Annotated in this window: 17 protein-coding genes and 1 pseudogene; 2 read left to right on the forward strand and 16 right to left on the reverse strand. The window is 59.0% G+C overall.

Annotated features, from left to right (window positions below):
• Positions 1-40: 40 nt before the first annotated feature.
• Positions 41-1,444 (reverse strand): annotated as a pseudogene (locus tag ABOK31_RS34175) (IS66 family transposase); the annotation flags it as partial.
• Between the two features lie 123 nt (positions 1,445-1,567).
• Here ABOK31_RS34175 and ABOK31_RS34180 point away from each other — a divergent pair.
• Positions 1,568-2,539 (forward strand): quinone oxidoreductase, encoded by a 972-nt coding sequence (locus ABOK31_RS34180; RefSeq protein ID WP_349962955.1) that lies wholly within the window; start codon positions 1,568-1,570, stop codon positions 2,537-2,539.
• On the opposite strand, the gene ABOK31_RS34185 is transcribed toward ABOK31_RS34180, so the two are convergent.
• Positions 2,529-3,464 carry a LysR family transcriptional regulator gene (locus ABOK31_RS34185; RefSeq protein WP_349962956.1) on the reverse strand — a complete coding sequence of 312 codons (936 nt, stop codon included), beginning with the start codon at positions 3,462-3,464 and terminating at the stop codon, positions 2,529-2,531. The two genes, ABOK31_RS34180 and ABOK31_RS34185, sit on opposite strands and share 11 nt — an antisense overlap.
• Positions 3,465-4,135: 671 nt before the next feature.
• Here ABOK31_RS34185 and ABOK31_RS34190 point away from each other — a divergent pair.
• A complete protein-coding gene (locus ABOK31_RS34190) occupies positions 4,136-4,555 on the forward strand; it encodes a beta-propeller fold lactonase family protein (RefSeq protein WP_349962958.1) in 420 nt (139 codons plus the stop codon).
• Positions 4,556-4,679: 124 nt separating this feature from the next.
• Here ABOK31_RS34190 and ABOK31_RS34195 read toward each other — a convergent pair whose 3' ends face one another.
• The 14 genes from ABOK31_RS34195 to trbG all read right to left on the reverse strand — a co-directional run bounded on the left by ABOK31_RS34195 (position 4,680) and on the right by trbG (position 20,212).
• On the reverse strand, positions 4,680-5,381 hold the full coding sequence (locus ABOK31_RS34195) for an aldolase/citrate lyase family protein (protein ID WP_349962960.1): 702 nt from the start codon (positions 5,379-5,381) through the stop codon (positions 4,680-4,682).
• Positions 5,382-5,396: 15 nt separating this feature from the next.
• Positions 5,397-6,200 carry an SDR family oxidoreductase gene (locus tag ABOK31_RS34200; protein WP_349962961.1) on the reverse strand — a complete coding sequence of 268 codons (804 nt, stop codon included), beginning with the start codon at positions 6,198-6,200 and terminating at the stop codon, positions 5,397-5,399.
• Positions 6,201-6,211: 11 nt separating this feature from the next.
• Positions 6,212-7,888, reverse strand: a complete 1,677-nt coding sequence (locus ABOK31_RS34205; RefSeq protein ID WP_349962963.1) for a hydantoinase B/oxoprolinase family protein — start codon at positions 7,886-7,888, stop codon at positions 6,212-6,214.
• 11 nt (positions 7,889-7,899) lie between these two features.
• Entirely contained in the window at positions 7,900-9,963 is a 2,064-nt protein-coding gene (locus ABOK31_RS34210) for a hydantoinase/oxoprolinase family protein (RefSeq protein WP_349962965.1), read from the reverse strand.
• Positions 9,964-10,190: 227 nt separating this feature from the next.
• Entirely contained in the window at positions 10,191-11,129 is a 939-nt protein-coding gene (gene nac, locus ABOK31_RS34215; RefSeq protein WP_349962966.1) for a nitrogen assimilation transcriptional regulator NAC, read from the reverse strand.
• A gap of 82 nt (positions 11,130-11,211) precedes the next feature.
• On the reverse strand, positions 11,212-12,420 hold the full coding sequence (locus ABOK31_RS34220; protein ID WP_349962968.1) for an aspartate transaminase: 1,209 nt from the start codon (positions 12,418-12,420) through the stop codon (positions 11,212-11,214).
• A 144-nt stretch (positions 12,421-12,564) separates the two neighbouring features.
• Positions 12,565-13,308 carry an ABC transporter ATP-binding protein gene (locus ABOK31_RS34225; RefSeq protein ID WP_349962970.1) on the reverse strand — a complete coding sequence of 248 codons (744 nt, stop codon included), beginning with the start codon at positions 13,306-13,308 and terminating at the stop codon, positions 12,565-12,567.
• Positions 13,298-14,071, reverse strand: a complete 774-nt coding sequence (locus ABOK31_RS34230; RefSeq protein ID WP_349962972.1) for an ABC transporter ATP-binding protein — start codon at positions 14,069-14,071, stop codon at positions 13,298-13,300. The genes ABOK31_RS34225 and ABOK31_RS34230 overlap by 11 nt, the downstream gene beginning before the upstream one ends.
• Positions 14,068-15,054, reverse strand: a complete 987-nt coding sequence (locus ABOK31_RS34235; RefSeq protein WP_349962974.1) for a branched-chain amino acid ABC transporter permease — start codon at positions 15,052-15,054, stop codon at positions 14,068-14,070. Before ABOK31_RS34235 ends, ABOK31_RS34230 begins: the two co-directional genes overlap by 4 nt.
• A gap of 37 nt (positions 15,055-15,091) precedes the next feature.
• Positions 15,092-15,964 carry a branched-chain amino acid ABC transporter permease gene (locus ABOK31_RS34240; RefSeq protein WP_349962976.1) on the reverse strand — a complete coding sequence of 291 codons (873 nt, stop codon included), beginning with the start codon at positions 15,962-15,964 and terminating at the stop codon, positions 15,092-15,094.
• A 23-nt stretch (positions 15,965-15,987) separates the two neighbouring features.
• Entirely contained in the window at positions 15,988-17,181 is a 1,194-nt protein-coding gene (locus tag ABOK31_RS34245) for an ABC transporter substrate-binding protein (RefSeq protein WP_349962977.1), read from the reverse strand.
• Positions 17,182-17,562: 381 nt separating this feature from the next.
• Complete coding sequence (trbI, locus tag ABOK31_RS34250; RefSeq protein WP_349962979.1) at positions 17,563-18,885, reverse strand: IncP-type conjugal transfer protein TrbI; 1,323 nt, start codon at positions 18,883-18,885, stop codon at positions 17,563-17,565.
• An 11-nt stretch (positions 18,886-18,896) separates the two neighbouring features.
• Entirely contained in the window at positions 18,897-19,358 is a 462-nt protein-coding gene (trbH, locus tag ABOK31_RS34255; RefSeq protein WP_349962981.1) for a conjugal transfer protein TrbH, read from the reverse strand.
• On the reverse strand, positions 19,358-20,212 hold the full coding sequence (gene trbG, locus ABOK31_RS34260; RefSeq protein WP_349962983.1) for a P-type conjugative transfer protein TrbG: 855 nt from the start codon (positions 20,210-20,212) through the stop codon (positions 19,358-19,360). The genes trbH and trbG overlap by 1 nt, the downstream gene beginning before the upstream one ends.
• Positions 20,213-20,219: the final 7 nt, after the last annotated feature.

The raw sequence follows: 20,219 nt of genomic DNA on the forward strand, positions 1-20,219 counted from the left end.
GCCGGTCGGCATAAACTGCCTTATGCCGCGCGCGGCATAAGGCAGTCATGATCAGCGTAGCCATGAAGGCGGCACGATCGGCACCACGATCCGATCCGGCGAAGAGCCATGACTTCCTGCCGAGAGCAAAGCCTCTGAGCGCGCGTTCAGCGGCATTATTCGTTATACAAATCCTGCCGTCATCGAGGAATGAAGTGAAGCCGTTCCGGCGCTTCAGCATGTAGTCGATCGGCTCAGATACAGCAGAACTGCGCGACAGTTTTGCCCGCTCGGCTTGGAGCCAGTCATGCAGTTCTTGGACGAGCGGCTGGCTGTCTTGGCGGCGGCGCTCCAGGCGCTGCTCGGCGGCAAGACCGTTGATCTCCCGTTCGATATCGAACAGGGCATCTATCCGTTTGACGGCCTCCAGCGCCATTGGTGAGATCGGCGCGGCTTTGCTGTCACGTTTGGCGTTCGTGGCGATATCGGCCAGCACGAAGAACTTGCGCCGCGAATGTGCCCAGCAGAGTGCTTGGCGCAGAGGCGCGGGATCGCGATGTTCTTTGAACAGCGGGTTATAGCCGCCATAGGCATCCGCCTGCAGAATGCCGGTGAAGGACTTCAGATGTCGCTCTGGATGCTCTTGCCGTCGATCCCGAGAGGCATAGTAGAGGGCAGCGGGCGGTGACTGTCCACCGAACGGCCGATCGTCCCGGACATAGGTCCAGATGCGGCCCGTGTCGGTCTTGCCTCTCGCCAGGATTGGCACTGTCGTGTCGTCGCAATGCAGCCGTTCAGCGGCCAGAACATGCGCCTCGATCAGCGAATGGATTGGCTTGAGCGACGCGGCACAAGCGCCGACTTGGTCGGCCAGCGTCGACAGGCTGAGGTCGATCCCCTCTCGGGCATAGCGCTCGCTCTGGCGATTGAGCGGCTGGTGTTGGGCGAATTTCTCGAACAAGATCATTGCCAGCAGGTTCGGGCCGGCAAAGCCTCGTGGCGTCACATAGAAGGGCGCTGGCGGCTGGGTGATCTTCTCGCATTCGCGGCAGGAGAACTTCTCCCGCACGGTCTGAATGACTTTCCACTGACGAGGAATGACCTCCAGGGTCTCGGTGACATCCTCGCCGAGCTTCGACAGCTTTGCTGAGCCGCAGCAGGGGCAACTGGCTGGGGCGGCGATAACGACACGTTCGCGCGGCAGATGTTCAGGAAAGGGCTTGCGTGACGGGCGCTTGCGCTCGAAGGCCCTGACGGTCGAGTTTTTGGCAACGATCTCCGCCGTGAGCTCGTCTTCGCCGGCATCAGCTTCGAGTTCTTCGAGTTGCAGTTCCATCTGTTCGAGAAGCCGCGCCTTGCGCTCAGAGCGGCTGCCGTAAAGCTCGCGGCGCACCTTCTCGATCTCCAGCTTCAACCGCGCGATTAGCGCCTCGGAATGCGATACGAGTGCCTTCGCGCTGGCGGCTGCTCGGCCTGCTAGGGATTGATGCACGAGGTGCTAGAGATACCTGCGTGAATGTTACATTGCTGGAAGATTTCGATTTCCATATCATCAATCGGGTACCGTCCGCAAGCATAGGAGAATGCTTTGTCTTTTTCGATTTCCGTAGCAACGACTGGTGGACCCGAGGTTCTGAAAAGGGTGGAGATTAGCCAACGAGATCCAGGTCCCGGCGAGGTCTGGATCTCGCACGAGGCGATCGGAGTCAACTACCTCGACGTCATGCAGAGAAAGGGAACCGCACCCCTAGCTATCCCCGGCGGTATAGGATTGGAGGCGGCTGGCTTTGTTACCAAAGTCGGGGTGGATGTCCCCGACATATCGGTCGGAGATCGTGTCGGCTATGTCCTTGGAGCAGCGGGAGCTTATTCGACCGGACGTATCTATCCGGCTCAGAGGCTCGTGAAGCTTCCCGAGAATGTGAGTTTCGATGCTGCCGCGACGGTGCTTTTCAAAGGCATCACAGCCCAGTACCTCATCAAGTCAACCTATTCCGTCGGTGCGGGAACGGTGGTTCTCGTCTACGGCGCAGCAGGCGCGGTCGGACAGATCCTTGTACCTTGGGCCAAGCATCTTGGAGCCTTCGTGATCGGCGTCGTCTCCAAGGAGTCTAGTCTCGAGCTAGCGAAATCGGCTGGATGCGATGAAGTCCTAGTGTGGAGCGCGGATCTGGCCGGCGAGGTTGCTAGGGTTACGTACGGAACGAAGGCGCATGTCGTCTACGATGGTGTGGGTCGAGACACTTTCTCCGCATCGCTGGACTGCCTGCGCCCGCGCGGGCTTCTGGCCTCAATCGGGGCATCGAGCGGAGTTCCCTCTGCCGTAGAGATGTCAACGCTTAATACCAAGGGATCTCTCTTCATTACCCGCCCTGGGCTCGCAGCTCATGCTTCGGATATTGTCGAGTACAAAGCAAGGGCGCAGGATGTTCTAAGCGCTCTTTCTCAAGGCATCATTCCAGCAAGAACGTCGAAAACCTTCGCCCTTACCGACGCGGCGGAGGCTCACCGCGTCCTCGAAGAAGGAAGGGCTGGTGGAGCGATCGTTCTTACGCCTTGATAGTGAATTTGCGCCAGGGAGGGGCGCCGCGAAACATCGCGGTGATCCAGTTGCAAAAGGCTGCTACATGAGCTGGCGCGTAGAGTTTCGAGGGCCGCAAGAGATATATGCCGCTCTCTTGGTCAAACCTCCAATCCGGAAGGACCCTAACGAGCTCCCCCCTGGCCATTTCCTCGGCCACTAGCCACTCGCCGGCCCCAAGAATGCCAAGTCCAGCCTTGGCAACCTCGGTCAATGCGGGACTATCATTGGAAGTCATAACGCCCCGCGCGTGGACAACTTCCCTTCGGTCGCCATTGAACAGATGCCATTCTGGAAACGTCGCGAAACCGTTGAACTGAAGGCAGTTGTGAGAGCCCAGTTCGGCGGGGGCGTTGGGGTTTCCATGGCGCGCAATATAGCTCGGCGCCGCGCACAAAATCCGCTCGTGATCCGCCAATTTCTTGGCAATCAGCTGGCTATCACTCAACGCTCCGATCCGTACCGCCACGTCGATCCTATTATCTATCAGGTCGAGAAACTGTTCGCCGAAATGAACGTCCAATTCGACCTGCGGATAGCTAAGAAGAAAATCCGGCAGGAGCGGCGCGATCCACTTCCGCCCCATTGCCGCCGGCAGCGCAAGCCGGAGTCTGCCTTTCGGTTCTGCCGCCCCCTCCGAAGCTGCCTGCTCCGCATCCGCAATGAGCTGTTGTGCCGCCAGCACTTCCGATGCAAGTTTCTCGCCTGCCTCGGTCAATTTCACCTGCCTTGTCGTCCGCTCCACGAGCCGGACGCCAAGTCTTTCTTCAAGCGCTACAATTCGTTTGGAGATTACAGAAGCGTGTTTGTTTATCAGCCGGCCAGCTCCCACGAAGGAGCCCTTTCGCGAAAGAGCAAGTAAAGCCGATAACTCATCTATTTGTGTACTGACAAAACTGTCCATCCTTGCCTTCCTGCTCATGCGTAAGTCAAAACAATGTAATCGGTAGCAGTGCTCCGAGCGCTTTCCCATCATCGAACAATTTGTCGTGCGGCCGTCGTCAGTCGAAGCGGCTGTTAACTCTGGCTGCTTGAGAGACACAATGGCAAGCGAAACTAACAATCGAAGCCACGAGTAGATGCTCGTTGGTCAAATCGAGAAAAGGAGCATGAATCGGTAACTACTTGGATGCATCTAGAAATGTTAATCCGCTGCTATGTAACAAACTGAACACATCTCCGGAACTGGCGCTTGACGGCTGGCACCCAAATTTTTATGGCCCGCGGGTGGCGGCGGTCTCATCCGACGCCGCGAAGCTACAGGCTTAAAGGTTCGTTCAACGCCCAAATCATTGCCTAATTTGACCACATTGTAGCTGACCTCGTATTCGTTCAAAATCTGGATGCTCTACGATGAGCTTGCATCTGAGATGCTTAACGACTTATCAATCGCTAATATGGTCGCGCACCTCGATGCGCAATTCGGATGAGGGTATCCTCACATTGGATGAACGTTACTCTGTTTACGGCAAATTTTACACGACGTGTCTGTAGACCGATAGACATCGAACTTGCTCAAGCAAAAATGCTGGCCTGAGCTACGTTGTCTTTCATCCCAAGCTACCGCTCGCCTATGTGCTGAACGAACTCGACTCGACAGTTACGACCTATGATTTTGACGACGCCACCGGCAGAATGACGCTCTGTGACAGCGCGTCTGCCCTGCCGCGGAGCTATGTTGGCAATAACCGCTCCTCCGAGATCGAGATCAACAGGGACGGGCGCTTTCTTTACGCCTCCAACCGCGGGCACGATTCCATCGTCGTCTTCGGTGTCGGCGCAGACGGTGCGCTTGCCGTCATAGGATGGGAGCCATCGCAAGGCCGTACACCGCACTTCTTTGCGCTCGATTCGGACGAACGGTATTTGTATGCGGCAAACGAAGACAGTGATTGCATTGTCCAGTTTCGTTGCAACGACGGAGATTTAACTCCAATCGGCGAGATCATGCCCGTCGGCAGCCCGACAACCATCGTTTTCCGAGACATGCCGTAGTCTTGGGGACGATATGGCGCGCCTTCACGCATACCGGCAATGAGCCGGAGGTTTCCGATCGATCCAGAAGCTGTTTCCGACACACGTCCTTGGAAGTAATGACCCGAATTTTGTTCGCTTTGCCTCAGCGGGCCAGCGTCCGCCTGACCGCAGCGATGCCGCGGCGCAGGAACGGATCGGAATGGATGTAGAAAAATTGGACGCCCTGCTCGAACCAGACGGGAAGTTCGTCTGCCGTCACAAGAGTGCCCGCCACCTTTCCGGCTGAACGAATCTTTCGAACCGCCTCGCCGACCTTCTCGCGGACTTCTACCGGGCGCGCTTCACCGAAGGGCGGCGCCGGCGGGAAACCCATGTTCTGGGAAAGATCCCCCGGGCCGATGAAAAAGACATCCACCCCTTCAACCGCCAGCATTTCCTCGAGCTTGTCGATCGCATCGACGGTTTCGATCATTGCCACCAAGAGGCGCTTCTCATGATCCGACGGAAGGGCGTAGCGAACGGCATCGACAATGGCGCGCAATTGATCGGCGTTCTCCACCATGGGCATCATGATGCCGTCGACGCCCGCGTTCAGGTAGCGGATGATGATCGGACGCTCGTGGGAATGCGGCCGGACGATCGCGCTGCCGCCGACGGAGCGAACGATCTGCGAGGTTTCGCGGACATCCTCGAAGCTCCATGTACCGTGCTCGCAATCGACGAACACCGAGTCGGCGCCAAGCTCGATCAGGCGGGCTGCCAGCCCTGAGGAGCAATGATGTGGCGTGAACATGGTTACGGGTTCGCCGGCCTGAAGGCTGGCGCGCAGTTTTGCTCCATTCATGGTGTTTCCTCCTGATTAGCTTTTCGGTAGATCCGGCGTGTCGGCGGGCGCTCCCACCCATCGCGCAATTTCGATGTCGGCAGATGTGTCACGCATGAATGTCGGACAAATATGCAGCTCCGGAATCACGGCCCCTTTTTCCAGGCTGGCGCACAGCGCGATCGCGCGTGCGACATCGTGCGGATCGAGCATGACCGCGCGTTCGCTATCGAGCGGCGGGCGGGCTCGATTGTTCATGATCGGCGTGTTCGTCTCACCGGGAAGGACGGTCGTCGCCCGAATGCCCTGGTTGCGGTAGGTGTTATGAAGGAAGGTCATGAAGTTCTTCACGCCCGCCTTCGCGGCACCATAGGCGGCACCGCCAAGAAGATTGGGATTGAGCACCGCCAGCGACGACACGGTGATGATAGTTCCCTCGCCTTTGGCAATCATGTCCGGGAGCACTGCCTGGGTCAGATTGAAAACGGCCGTCAGATTGACATTGACGGTCGAGTTCCATTCCTCCTCGCTCAAGAACCGGGCGTTCAGCACCTTGCTGGCGCTTCCGGCATTATTGACGAGAATATCGACCGGGCCGACCTCTTCCGTCACCCATTTGACGGCCGCGGAGATCTCGTCCCGTGACGCGATGTCGAGCGCTCTCGGGAAAGCTTTGCCGCCTGCGGCGGCGATTTGCTCGGCAACCTCGCGCAGCGGATCGAGCCGGCGTCCGGTCAGGACCACACTGGCGCCATCCTTTGCGAGCAGAAGTGCTGCTTCCTTGCCAATTCCGGTCCCGGCTCCGGTTACGAGAGCGATCTTCCCATCAAGCAAATCCATTTCGAAATCTCCTATTCTGCGGCGACGGCACTGGCGCCCTTATAGCCGTAGACGGTCTTCGCTGCCTGTGGCGTAATCAAGCCCTGCGCGAGATCCTGTTCAACAAACTCGGCCGCGCGCTCGCTTGCTGGCCCCCAGCCGCCGCCGCCGGGAGTTTCGACTTCGAGCCGTTCGCCCGTCTTGAGAACGACCTTGCCCTTGGGAAACTGTGGCTTGCCTTCCTTCATGACCTTGCCGGCAGTTCCGCTCTGCCCTTCGACGACGCCGAAGCAGGGATGACGCACACGCTCGGATGCGAGATAGATGTTCATCGGCGATTTGCCGAGGTTACGAAGAACGACGCGCTGCCCCAGACCTCCGCGATGCTTGCCGGCGCCGCCGGAGTCGGCGATGAGCTCCTTGCGCTCGGTGAGCGCGGGAACGGCGATCTCGAACATCTCGATTGCGGTGACCTTGCAGTTCGACGGGAAGCTCAGTGTGTCGAGGCCATCGAATTCCGCGCGGGCGCCCTGGCCGCCATGGAAATTCTGAACAGAGCCATATTGCGTGCCATCGTCGCGGCGGCCGACGCAGTTCGCCGCCCAGATCGGCGCGCCGCCGCTGTCACCCATAACCTTGTCGGGAACCACCCGCTGCAAAGCTTTGAAGATCAGCGACGGGATGGCGTGGCCGATCAGGTTGCGCGAATTGCCGGCCGTCCATTGTTCGGGATTGAGAATCGATCCGAGCGGGGCGTCGTCGGTGATCGGTGTGATGCAGCCTTCGTTGTTCGGCGTATCCGGATCAAGAAGGCACTTCAGCGCATAGACGGAATGAGCGTAGCGGTAATTGGTGCGGCAATTGATGGAATGCAGCACCTGTGCCGATGTTCCGGCATAATCGACGTGGATGGAATCGTCGTTTACGACCACCGTCGCCTTGAGCTTGATGTCGACGTCGTAGCCATCGAGAAGCATTTCCGCCGGATAGCTGCCGTTCGGCCACTCGCGAATGGCCTTGCGTGTCTGCGCTTCGGAGCGCGTGTGGATGGCACTCGCCAGACCATCGACATCGTCGAGACCGTATTCGTCGAGAAACTTGACGAGCTCGCGTCCCATAACATTGTTCGCGGCGATCATGGATTCGAGATCGCCACGCACTTCGGTCGGAAGGCGCACCGATGCCTCGATAATGTCGAACACGTCCTTGTTTGGCACACCGGCCTTCAGCAGTTTCACGATCGGAAAACGGATGCCTTCCTCGAAGATGTCGCTGGCCTCGGAGTGGAGCGGCGCTCCGCCGATGTCCGGGAGATGGGCGATGGAACCTGCGTACGCGACGACCTTTCCATTCTTGAAGATGGGCGTGATCATGGTCACGTCCGGAAGATGTCCGGTTCCGATCTCGGGATCGTTGGTCGCGAGCACATCGCCTTCTTCCAGCGTCTCGGCGGGAAACTTCGGCAGAAAAAACTTCTGCGCGGCTGCGGGCAGCGACGTGATGAAAACCGGGATCGACCAGGTGCATTGGGCCAGCGCCCGCCCCTTGCTGTCGAGAAGAACGGTCACATAATCGTGGTTCTCGCGCACGATCGGCGAGAATGCCGTCTTGCCGAGCACGTTGTCAGCCTGGTCCGCGATGAAGATCAGGCGGTTCCACATGACCTGCAGATTGATAGGATCGTTGAAGTCAGTGATGGGCTTCGACATCGGATATTTCCTCAGAGAATGTTGATCACGAGATTGCCGCTGGCATCGACATGGAAGACGCCGCTCGGCCCGACGACCGCTGTCGATTCACGCTGCTCGACGATGGCCGGTCCCTTGATCTCGTTGTTCACCGGAAGCCTGTAATGGTCGAATACCGGGGTCTCCGCATAGACGCCCAGCTCCTGGAAAAAGACCTGACGGCTGCCCTTCCTGGCTTCAGCGAGCTGCGTCTGGTGCGGACGGGTTACCTGGTCCTTCTCACCGCTTGCCCGCAGACGCCAGGTGATGACCTCGACGGAAGCGGCAACGGTTCGGCCGAACAATTCGCGATAGAGCTTGAAGAAGTTGTCGGTGAGTTTCTTCAGGAACTCGTCCCTGGGCAGCTTGCGATCCGGCAAGGTAACCGTGATCTCATGGCCCTGTCCGACATGGCGCATGTCGACGGTAAACCGGTTCGTGATCGTTTCCTTCGCGACACCCGCGGCCGAGACGACTTCCCCGCCCTGGGCGGCCAACTCGTCCAGGATCCGGTTCATCTCGTCACTATCCCAGGAATTTATCGGCATCGGGTGGCTCATGGAAAGATCGACCGCCACCGGAGCGATCAGGAGACCGATCGCCGAGCTGACACCCGCGCCGGTCGGGCAGATGATTCGCTTGATTCCGAGCTTGCGGGCAATTCCATAGGCATGGACCGGTCCTGCGCCGCCGAACGCCACCATCGGCAGCGAACGTGGGTCAACGCCAAGATCGGTGGCATGCATCGCAGCCGCCTTGCTCATGGATTCGTTGACGAGATCATGGATACCCCAAGCACAACGCTCAACCGAAACACCAAGCGAGGTGGCGAGCCTGTCCATCGCCTCGTGGGCGGCCTCCCTGGAGACCTTGAAGGAACCACCGACGAAGGAACCGGTGCCCATATAGCCAAGCAGGATGTCGGCGTCCGTCACGGTCGGCTGGGTGCCGCCGCGTTGATAGGCTGCTGGCCCCGGCACGGCACCGGCCGAATGCGGGCCAACATCGAGCAGGCCGAGAGGGTTTTTCGCTGCGATCGATCCGCCGCCCGCGCCGATCTCGATCATCTGGATCGACTGAATCTTCAGCGGAAAGCCGGACCCCTTGCGGAAGCGCTGGTAGTGGGCGACTTCGAGATCGGTGCCGACATTGGGCTCCCCGTTCGGGATCAGGCAGAGCTTGGCCGTCGTGCCGCCCATGTCGAAGGACAAAACGCTGGTCTCGCCGGCCACACGCCCGAATTCGGCGGCTGCGACCGCACCGGCGGCCGGCCCCGACTCGATCAGCCGAACCGGCAGTTCGGCAGCGCGGCGGCTGGGAACAAGACCACCTGAGGAAGTCATCCAAAGAACCTGACGATCGATTCCTTGCCGCCCAAACTCTCGCTCGAGGTGGGCGACGTGTCCGGCCATCTGCGGACGCGTATAGGCATTGACGACCGTGGTCGACGCCCGGTCGAACTCGCGCATTTCCGGGCAAACCTCGGACGAAATCGACACGAATATGTCCGGATTCTCCTCACGAAGAAGAGCTGCCACGCGCTTCTCGTGCTGCGGATACTTGTAGGCGTGCAGCAGGCAAACCGCGACCGAACGGATACCTTTCTCGCGAAGGCGACCGGCGATCTCACGGACGCTCTCATCGCTGAACTTCGTCATTACCTCGCCGTCGGCGGCGATACGCTCTTCGGCACCGAAGCTGTTTGCACGGCTGACGAGAGGATCCGGATACTTGATGTTCAGATCATAGAGATCGTATCGGCCCTCGTTGCGGATGCGAAGCATGTCCTGAAAGCCGTCCGTCGTGACGAAACCCGTCTCGACGCCTTTGCGTTCGAGAACGGCATTGGTAACGACAGTCGTAGCACCGAGAACTTGCAGACGATCCTTGTCGATGGATACGGCGTGTAATTCCAGCAGTTCCGAAACGCCGGCAACCACAGCTTCAGCCGGATTGTGAGGAGTGCTCAATACCTTATGAAGATGCAGTTCACCGCGGTCGTCGAGCAGCGCGAAGTCGGTGAAAGTACCGCCAGTGTCGAAGGCCAGTTTTGCCATGTTTTCCTCAAAGCAGAAGCACGGCGCCAAATGCGCCCGTTTACGACGAGCCCGAAAGGTCGAACCCTTTATCTTCCATGAGGTTATTGGACAGCGGCGGCGCTTGGCCAACACAACTACAATCTGCCGCCATAGGGTTTGCTTATGGCGAATATCACCAAGCCAAGAGCGAGCATGCGCTGGCGTGATCAAGCTCGCCTGAGGAAACCAGCATCAGAACCAGATCATCAAACGGGGCGGATACCCGGATGTTGACTGCCGGTCATCTGTCCAACGATTTCGAGCAGGACCGCTCTGGCGGCAAGAGCCGGTTCCGACAGGGGAAGATGATCCGAAATGCACAATGAAACTGTGGCATCGATGACTGGCCGGGTGAGCGCGCGTACCTGTGCACCGGCGAATGAGGGCGTCGCCGTCACGACGGAAGCCGGAAGAATGGTCGATCCCAGGCCGTCGAGGACGGCCGCGCTGAGCGCGGGCACCGATTCAATTTCGGAAATGACGTCCGGGGTCGCTCTCGCCCGGGCCAAAGCATCGTCAATGAGACGGCGCAGCAGGTGGTTCTTGCTTGGGAGCAGAAGAGGCATCTCACTCAACGCCCCGACAGGCAGTGCATCGCCCTTACCACCAGGTAGCGGAGTATCGGGTGGAGAAACCAAAAACATCTCCTCCTTGAACAGCGGCTGGAGTGTGACGCCCTTGATCGGATCGGACGCATAGATCAATGCCATGTCCATCTTGCCGGTCATGATCAGCTCGCTGAGGATCTGGCCGAAGCTGTCGTTGATGTGCAAAATGATCTGCGGGTGCCTGCTCTTCATCTCCCGTAGCAGCGGTAAGGAGAGGGAACTGGATGTCGAATAGGTCGCAAGCCCGATGGAGACCCGGCCGGCTACCGAAGTTGCTGCCTGATTGATGTCAATCTGGGCCTGGTCAAGTTGCTTCAGCATAAGCTGGGCATGACGATATAGAATGAGGCCCGCCTCGGTGGGCGTTATTCCGACATTGCTGCGAATCAGGAGCTTGTGCTTGAAATGGGTTTCGAGCGACGCGATCTGCTGCGACAATGCGGGTTGGGCCGTTCGCAGGATTGCGGCTGCGCGCGATACGCTGCCGGTATCGATGATCTTTACAAAGCTTCGCAACTTTCGGAAGTCTACACTCATGGTTCCACGCTCTTTTCGTGGAGCCTAATCTCTCGGGAAGGAAGGATGCAAGCCTCTCCCTTCCCGATGCAGTAGAATGAAATTATTGCAACGACCGGACGGCACTCTCGATGCGGTCGCAGGCCTGCCGGATCGCATCCATGGAGGTGGCGATCGAAAGACGGAAATACGGCGACAGACCGTAGGCCGCACCCTGCAGGGCAGCAACGCCGACGCCATCGAGCAGGTAGAGAACGAAGTCGAGATCGCTTTCAATCACCTTGCCGTCCGGGGTCTTCCTGCCAATCACTCCGGCGCAGTTCGGAAAGAGATAGAAGGCGCCATCCGGCAGCCGGCAGGAAAGACCGGGGATCGCATTGAGGCGGCCGCAAGCATAGTCGCGCCGCTCCTTATAGATCTTCACGCTATCGCGGACGAAAGCCTGATCGGCAGAGAGCGCAAATGCGGCGGCGGCCTGGCTGATCGACGACGGGCACGACGACATCTGCGATTGCAGCTTGTTGATTGCGGCGATCAATAGTGCCGGCCCCGCCGCATAGCCGATGCGCCAGCCCGTCATCGCATAGGACTTCGACACGCCGTTGGTCAGAAGCACGCGGTCCTTCAATGCCGGGACGGCTGCCACCAGTGTCGTCATCGGCTCGTCGCGAAACCAGACCTGATCGTAGATATCGTCCGAAAGAACGAACACATGCGGATGTCTGAGGAGCACGTCGCCAAGCGCCTCCAATTCCTTGCGGCTATAGGCGGCGCCTGTGGGATTTGATGGCGCATTCAGGATGAGCCACAGCGTCTTGGGGGTAATCGCCGCCTCGAGCGCCTCTGGCGTCAACTTGAACCCCTGTTCCTGCGGGCATTCGACGATCACCGGCTTGCCGTCATTGGCGATGACCATGTCGGGATAGGATACCCAGTATGGGGCGGGAATGATGACTTCGGCGTTGTTCTCCACGCTCGCCATCAACGCCAGGAAGAGAATCTGCTTGGCGCCGCCGCCAACGCAGATCTCGTTGTCGGCATAGCTTAGCGACAAGCGGCGCTCGAAGTCTCCGATGATCGCCTTGCGAAGGGCCGGCGTACCGTTGACGGCAGTGTATTTGGTCTCACCCCGCTCGATCGCGGCATGTGCGGCCGCCTTCACATTTTCCGGCGTGTCGAAATCGGGTTCGCCAACCGTCATGTCGACGATGTCCTTGCCGGCCGCCTTTAACTCACGCGCTCTAGCGGATGCGGCAGTGCTCGGCGAAACCTTGATGCGCGCCACGCGCGACGCGGCCACGAAATTGCTCATGGATAGTTCCTCGGTGATGTTCACCCCTGCGGGGCGGTTGACTTGGAGCAATTCCAGGAAACGCGCCTAGCGGTTTTCCGTCCGGAATTGCGTATAGACAAAAGGCGAGGGCGTTTTCGCGATTTGAAGAAAAGCGGAAACGCTCTAGTGTGCAGCTTCGACCTCGCCGCGCATCTTTCCGGTCAGGAAGAGTTCGCCCAGCTCCTCGTGAGTGATGTCCTTGGGCAAGCCATCCCAAATCACCTTGCCGAGGCGCAGGATGACGGCGCGCTGCGCCACCTCCATCGCCTTCTTGGTGTTCTGTTCGACAAGCAGAATGGTCATTCCGGCCGCGTGAAGCCGCAGGAGTTCGTCGAAGACGACGCCGATCGCCGCTGGGGACAGACCGACCGACGGCTCGTCGACCAGGAGTACCTTCGGCCGCTGGAGGACGGCCATCGCGACCTCCAGAAGCTGTTGCTCGCCGCCGGACATGTTTCCGGCCAACGTCGTCCGTCGTGTCTTGAGGATCGGGAAAAGCTCGTAGACATAATCCCTGTCGGCCTTCACTTTTGCGTCGCGAAGCGTGTAGGCCGCCATCTGCAGATTCTCGTCGATGGTCATCAGCGGAAAGTTGCAGCGTCCCTGGGGCACGAAGGATATGCCCTCCCCCAGGATCGCCCGCGACTTGTAACCGGCAATATTCTTGTCGTGCCAGCCGATACTCCCGCCCTTGATCGTCGTCATGCCGTAAAGGGTCTTGAGCAGCGTCGACTTGCCGGCGCCGTTTGGCCCCATGAGTGCCACGAATTGACCGGAGGGCACGTCCAGGTCGACGCCATTGAGGATATCCAGGTTGCCGTAGCCGGCCCGAAGGCCCTGGATCGAAAGGTTGGAATTAGCCGCCAAGGTAAGCCTCCCTCACACGCTGGTCCTGAATGATGTCGTGCGGCAGTCCTTCGACGAGCTTTATGCCCTGGTCCAAGACGATCACGCGCTGGCATATGCTGGTCACGACGTCGATATTGTGCTCGATCACCAGAAAACTGACGCCGAGGCTCCTGTTTGCATAGAGGATGGTCTCAACGACCCGCTCGATGATTTTTGGGTTGATGCCCGCCATCGGCTCATCGAGGAGGATGAGCTTCGGCTCCGGCATCAACATCGAGGCAAACTGGATCAGCTTCTGCTGGCCGCCCGACAGGTTGCCAGCCGGTTGGTGCCGCACATCCCACAGACCGGCCATCTTGATGAGATCGTGCGCACGCTCCCGCAACGCGGCGACACGGTTCCTCGACTTCCCGCCGAGGCTGAACGTCGACAACAGCGAGGGAAAGGTGAACATCTGTCCGGCGATGATCAGGTTCTCCTCGACGTCCAGAGACCGGAAGGTAACGGTCTTCTGGAAGGAGCGGAGCATCCGGCCTTCCCGGGCGATCCTGTTCAGCGACCAGCCGGTAATGTCCTGCCCATCGAGAATAACGGTCCCCGAATCCGGCCGCGCAAGACCCGTGGAGCAATCGAAGAACGTCGACTTGCCCGATCCGTTCGGACCGATGAGGCCGGCAATCTCGCCACGCTCGATATGCATGGTCACGTCGTTGACCGCCTTCACCGCACCGTAGGACTTGCTGAGATTGTTGATCTGCAGAATGGGAAGATGGGATGTCATTTCACACCTCCGATCATGCCCCAGAAGCGGTTTATCAGTGGAGCAAAGCCCTTCTTGAACCAGAAGACGAGCACCAGCAGGCAGAGACCGTAAGCGATCATTCTCAGCTCCGGCGTGATCCGAAGCGCCTCGGTCAGGCCGACGAAGAGCAGACTTCCAATGATCGTGCCGGAAATCGTCCCCGCGCCACCACCAAGTACGATGATGAGAACGGTGGTGGAATAATACATCTGGAACGTCAGGGGGCTGACGACCGTGAGATAGTAGGCGTACAGACTGCCACCGGCGCCGGCAAAGGCTGCACTGACCATGAAGACGATCAGCTTGTAGCGCCATGTCGGAATGCCGACGGATTCGGCAAGCGTCTCGTTTTCGCGGATCGCGACCATGTTCCGTCCCGCCGGCGATCTGACAATTGCCCAGACCAGCACGGTTGCGAGAGCCCCGACGGCCAGTGCGAGATAGTAGAAGTTGGTCGTGCCGGAAACAGTGAACGACCATGGGCCGAGGGCGAAGTAGGGCTTCGGAATGCTGGAAAGGCCCATATCGCCACGCGTCAACGAAATCCAGTTCTTCGCAATCGCCTGCCCGATGATGACGAAACCCAACGTGCACATGACGAAGGAGGTGGAGCGCAAACGAAGCGCCGGAATTCCCAAAGGCATGGCCAGGCCGCCGGCAATGGCCGCCGCCGCCAGCAGATTGACGTAGAAGGGTGTGCCGTAATGCACGGCGAGCAGGCCCGACGCATAGGCACCGATGCCGAAGAACGCGGCTTGCGCAAGCGAGAGCAGACCGGTGTAGCCGATAAGAAGGTTCAGCCCGTGCGCAGGGAGCATGAAAATCAAGGCGATGATGAGCGCATGGGTCATATAGCGGCTGCCGACGTAGGGCGCCGCCAGAGCAACGGTGATCAGCAACATCGCAAGCGGGATGCGAAGATCGCGCCGCCGTGGCTGTGATGTCGTTTCGATGAGTGACATATCATGTCCTCTGAGTTCGAGAGGGACAGCGGAGCGTCTAGAAGCGCGCCTGCGTCGAAAAAAGACCGTGGGGCCGCCACATCAGCATCAGGATCAGGGTCGCAAAGCCGACGGTATCGCGGAACTGGAGGCCGATGTAGGTCGCCACCAGGCTTTCAGCGATGCCGAGGATCATCGCGGCAAAGAAGGTGCCGCGGACATTGCCGAGACCGCCCATGATGATGATCGGGAGGGTCTTGAACGTAATCAGCTCGCCCATGCCGCCATAGACACTGACGTTGACCGGCGCGGTGAGCACTCCGGAAAGCGCTGCCAGTGCCGCACCTAGTATGAAGGTCCGCAGCACCACCTGGGAGACGTCGATTCCGACTATTTCGCAGCATTCGACATTTTGCGAGACGGCCCGCATCGCCTTGCCCATGCGGCTATAGGTCACCATCAGCTCAAGGCCGATAAAGACAAGAATCGTGACCACGAGGATCAGGATGCGTTGCTGCGCCAGGCTGAAGCCGAGGATCGAGACCGGCTCGATATAGCCGCCGGAGAAAAACTTGTATCCGCCGCCGAAGACCAGGATGACCGTATTTTGAAGCACGAGTGAAATACCGAGCGTGGTAAGCACCCCGGCCTCGGCGGGGGCGCCAACCATGCGCTGCATCACGAAACGGCCAACCAGATAAGCGACGAAAATCGTGGAGAGGACGCCGACCACGATCGAGGCCTCGTAGGAGAGGCCGAGATAGTCGATGGCGAACCACGCGCCGAAAGTGCCCAGCATATAGTATTCGCCATGGGCAAAATTGATTGCGCGCAAGACGCCAAAAATCATGGTCATGCCGACGGCGACGATCGCATAGACGGAACCGGTCACGATACCGTTGACAACCTGCTCTATAACGGTCGAGAACATGGTGATACTCCTCGCGACCGAGCTTATTGGGTCGGGTATTTGATGTCTGCGGTATAGGCACCCTTGATGTTCGGCTTGCCGTTTTCGATCTGCAACAGGATCATGGGCAGGCGCGCTTGATTGTGATCGTCGAAGGTCACATCACCCACAGGACTCTTGTATTTGATCTTGGAGAGCGCATCACGAACCTTCTGCTGATCGGTGCTACCGGCCTCGTGGATCGCTTCCGCCAGAAGATGCACGGTGTCCCAGTGAACATAGGCGTGGTTGTTCGGCGCCTGATTGTAGGTCTTCGTGAAATTCGTCACGAATGCCTTGCTTTCCGGGGAATCCCATGCAGGAAGCCAGGCTGCGGCTTCGACTGCGCCTTCGAGGGCCGTCGGTGCCGCCTCGATGGTCTTTGCCGTATTGAACTCACCATTGCCGATCAGGGTCACTTTTCCCGCCAGTCCGAGCTCGACCATCTGCCGCGCCACGATCGGCGTCGTGTCGGCCAGGCCGTACATGATGATCGCCTGCGCGCCATTGTCGCGAATCTTCGACAGCACGCTGCGGAAGTCGACCTCGCCTTCCTTGTAATAGTCCTCGCTGAGAATCTCGCCCTTGAATTCGGGGAGGTATTTCTTGGTGAATTCGATCGCCGAGCGACCATAATCCGTATCGACGGACAGTACGGCAAACTTGGTGAAGCCGCGCTGTTCAGCCGCGTATTTCGCAACGATCAAAGCTCGGTTTTCATCAGTCGGATAATTGCGGAACGTCCATTTGTACCCGCCCACGCCCGCCTGGTAGGTGATTTTCGGATTTGAAGAAGCCGCGTTCAAAAGAAGGACGCCTGCATCCTCGACGACCGGCTGCATGGCGAGCGTGACGGAGCTCGAAACGTCGCCGATGATGAACGAGACCTCGTCCTCATCGATGAGCCGCCTCGTCGCCGACACACCTTCAACCGGCGTACCCTGGCTATCAGCGGAGAATATCTCGATCTTGTGGCCATCGACGCCGCCGGCCTTGTTTATCTCATCGACGGCGAGTTGGGCGCCCTGCATGGAAAAAGCCCCATAGCGCGCGTTCGGGCCGCTCATCGGCGCAACGATGCCGAGCTTGATGGTATCTTCGGAAGCCACAGCCGGCGCCGAGATGGCCGGAGCCAAGGCCAGCAGCGGCAAAAGTGCCGTGGAGATACAAAGAGTTCTGCGAGTCAGAGAATAAATCATGTTCCGCTCCGTTTTAGGTACCTTCAATCGGTCCTTTTGGGCCGATTCTGCCGCTTGTGCGGTTCTTTAGGCGTCAGCCTCAGGCTAACCGCGTCAGAGTAAGTTCATGGGTTGGATTTTGGCCAACACAACTCCATTCTGCCGCTATAGCGTTTCGTTATGGCCGTTGCCCACAAGGCGCGATATCATAAGGAGCGCGCCAATTGAGCGAGAGGGGCTTGGTTTACCTGAACAATTGCCCTTCGACCGGACTCCCATGGCGAACCGATTTCTTCACCAAATATCGCAAATATCAGCTCTTAACAGGATTCGAACCATGGGCCTTATCTCTGAACAAGAAATAGCAAATGAATCGGTGTTAATTGGTCCGTGGCTCTCCCGTCAGTTTTTGTTCTGGTATGCTTTGGGAAACACTATGTCTTGATCCACGATTACATTAAACTTATAACCGGGTCTGATTTCGAGCGTCGGCTGGACATCCATGTTCCGCTGGATCGTCCGGTCGGCAACGCGCCCGAAAGTTTCGGCGAAATTCCGCCGCGCCGCATCGGATGCGGTATCCTGTGTCGCAAGCGTCGAACTCTGCGGCACGGCCATATCGATACCCGTGCCGATCAGCGCAATCAGCACCGCCGATCCGAACGTCTTGAGATAGTGATTGTTCACCTTATCGGCAAAACCTCCATACCCCTGCGCATCCGTTCCCGCCATACCGCCGATTTGCAGCGTCGAGCCGTTCGGGAAGATGATATCGGTCCAGACGACAAGCACGCGCCTCTGGCCAAAGGACACTTTGCTGTCATATCGGCCGAAGAGTTTCGTCCCCTGCGGGATCAGCAGACGATGGCCGGTCGCGCTGTCATAAACGTTCTGGCTGACCTGTGCGCTGATCCGGCCGGGAAGGTCCGAATTAATGCCTGATATGAGCGTCGCTGGAATGACCGAACCGCGCTTCAATTCGAAGGGCGATCGTTGTGGCACGACACCATTGGGAAGGTATCCGAGATTCTTAAGATCGGCGTTGAAGAAATCCTCCTTGGAGCGCTGCCCGTTCGGATCGACATTCTGACCGCCGAGACCGGCACGCAAGGCCGCAGTATAGAGATCGGACGGGGTTCCCGCCGTTGTCGATGTCGTCGTTGCCGCCTTAGCCGCCGTCGCGTCGTCGGTTCCCGAGCGCGCTTCCAGCTTGCCGCGATCGATGGCGAGCGGGGCATCATAGGCGGAATCTCTCGCCTGCAATCGGGCCATGCGCTGACGATACCGCTCGCGCAGATATTGTTCCTGGCTTTCGCGTTCGAGACGCGCCCGCCATACCTCTTCCGGCTCCAGCTCCTGCCAGCGCAGTTGTTGCTCACCTTGTCCTGGCTGAGGCGCGAAGGGATTGGTCCTCTTCTTCGCGTCCCGGTTCGTCTCGACAGGCGTTGGCTGGAACGTTGTCTGCTGCTGCGGCTCGCCAATGATGCCGTTCGTCACGCCGCGCTTGATCTGGTCGGCAAAAGTCGAGGCGGAATTTCCCGAACTCGTCTCCAGGCCGGAATCCTTCCCGAAATACAGTCCGCGGGAAGTGAGCCCATAGAAAATGACGCCAAGGAAGGTGATGAGCAACACGATCACCGCGATGATTGGCAGGCGATTGATCCGCCGAATGCCTCTGTCAGCTTCATCGTTCGCGGTTCCACCGAGCTTGAGGGATTGTACCATCGCCCCCTCCCTCAGCCACGTCGCATCAGCGAGAGCGCACTCGCCGGCGTCGCCCCGTTCGCAGTGACGGTGTACGCCCTGCCGAGTTCGACGCTCTCCGTCGAAAGACGCGCCAGAACCTGGCCATCGAACGGCATGATCACATAGCCGAGCGCGATGACTTTCGTGCCGCTATCCGTCTTCTGGTCGGTAATGACGGCATAGCCCCATCTCTTGAGCGCCGCCTCAAGTGCCTGCCCGAAGGGTGAGCTATCCGCCTTGAGAGCTATCGTCGCCTTTCCCGGTCCGATCTGTTCGGCAAGACGGCTGACCATGTCGCCGGCGATGGCGCTTGCCGCCGGGGGTGAGATTTCCAGCGGTGCCGCGCTGCCGACGAGGCCGCCAGTCCCCGTCGACTCGCATGCGGAAAGCAGGATGGCGAGGGCGCAGGCTGCGGCAACGCTGAGGATTGGGCGGGGTCGAGAGATTCGCATCACCGCCCTCCCCTGCTGATCGTCACCTTTTCCTGTTTCCAGCCGACGCCGGAGACGAGAACCGCGCGATCGATATTGTAATCGACCACCATCATATTGTTCTTCAGGCGATAGTTGACGATGCGGTTCTGTCCGCCGGAGACAACGAACAGAACCGGCACATCCTGGCCGGAGATCGAGCGCGGAAACTGGATGTAGGTTTTGAGGCCATCGGAATAGACCCGCGTTGGCCGCCAGCCGGCACGCCCCGAAACGGAATAGCTGAAACTCAACTGTTCAGCGGGAACGCCGGCGCCCGGGATCGTGCTTGCCTCCAGCCGGGCATTGACGTCTGCGAGCTTTGCAGAAACATTCTCCGGATATTCGAAGCCGACACGGGCCATATATTGGGTCGCATGCGACTTGAGCTGGATATGGTAGGTGCGCCGAGATGTCGTCACGACCATCGAGGTGACAAGAGCTGGCTCCGAAGGTTTGACGATCAGATGGATCGCTTGGCCGCCTGGCGCTCCTGATGTCGCGGGCTCGACCTTCCAGCGCACCGTGTCACCGACCAGCACGTCGCGAACCACCTCCCCGCCTTGCAGTTCAATATCGCAGACCTGAAGCGGTGAGCAGACGACCGACGGCTGCACTTCGCCATAGAGAAAGATCACCTTGCCGTCCGCTCCCTTGGTGACGAGACCGCGCGATCCGCGCCACTGGCTGGAAATCCCCATGCCTTTCGCCTCATTGGCGGTAACGCCGTCGGCCGCAAGCGCTTGGGAAGAGAGGAAGACCGAAGACGGCACGATCGCGGTGACGATGGCGCCGGCAGTCAGCGAGGCCCGTAGAATTCTGTGTCGGATGTTCATGTGCGGG

It is taken from the genome of Rhizobium sp. ZPR4 (genome assembly GCF_040215725.1).
GTDB lineage: Bacteria > Pseudomonadota > Alphaproteobacteria > Rhizobiales > Rhizobiaceae > Rhizobium > Rhizobium rhizogenes_D.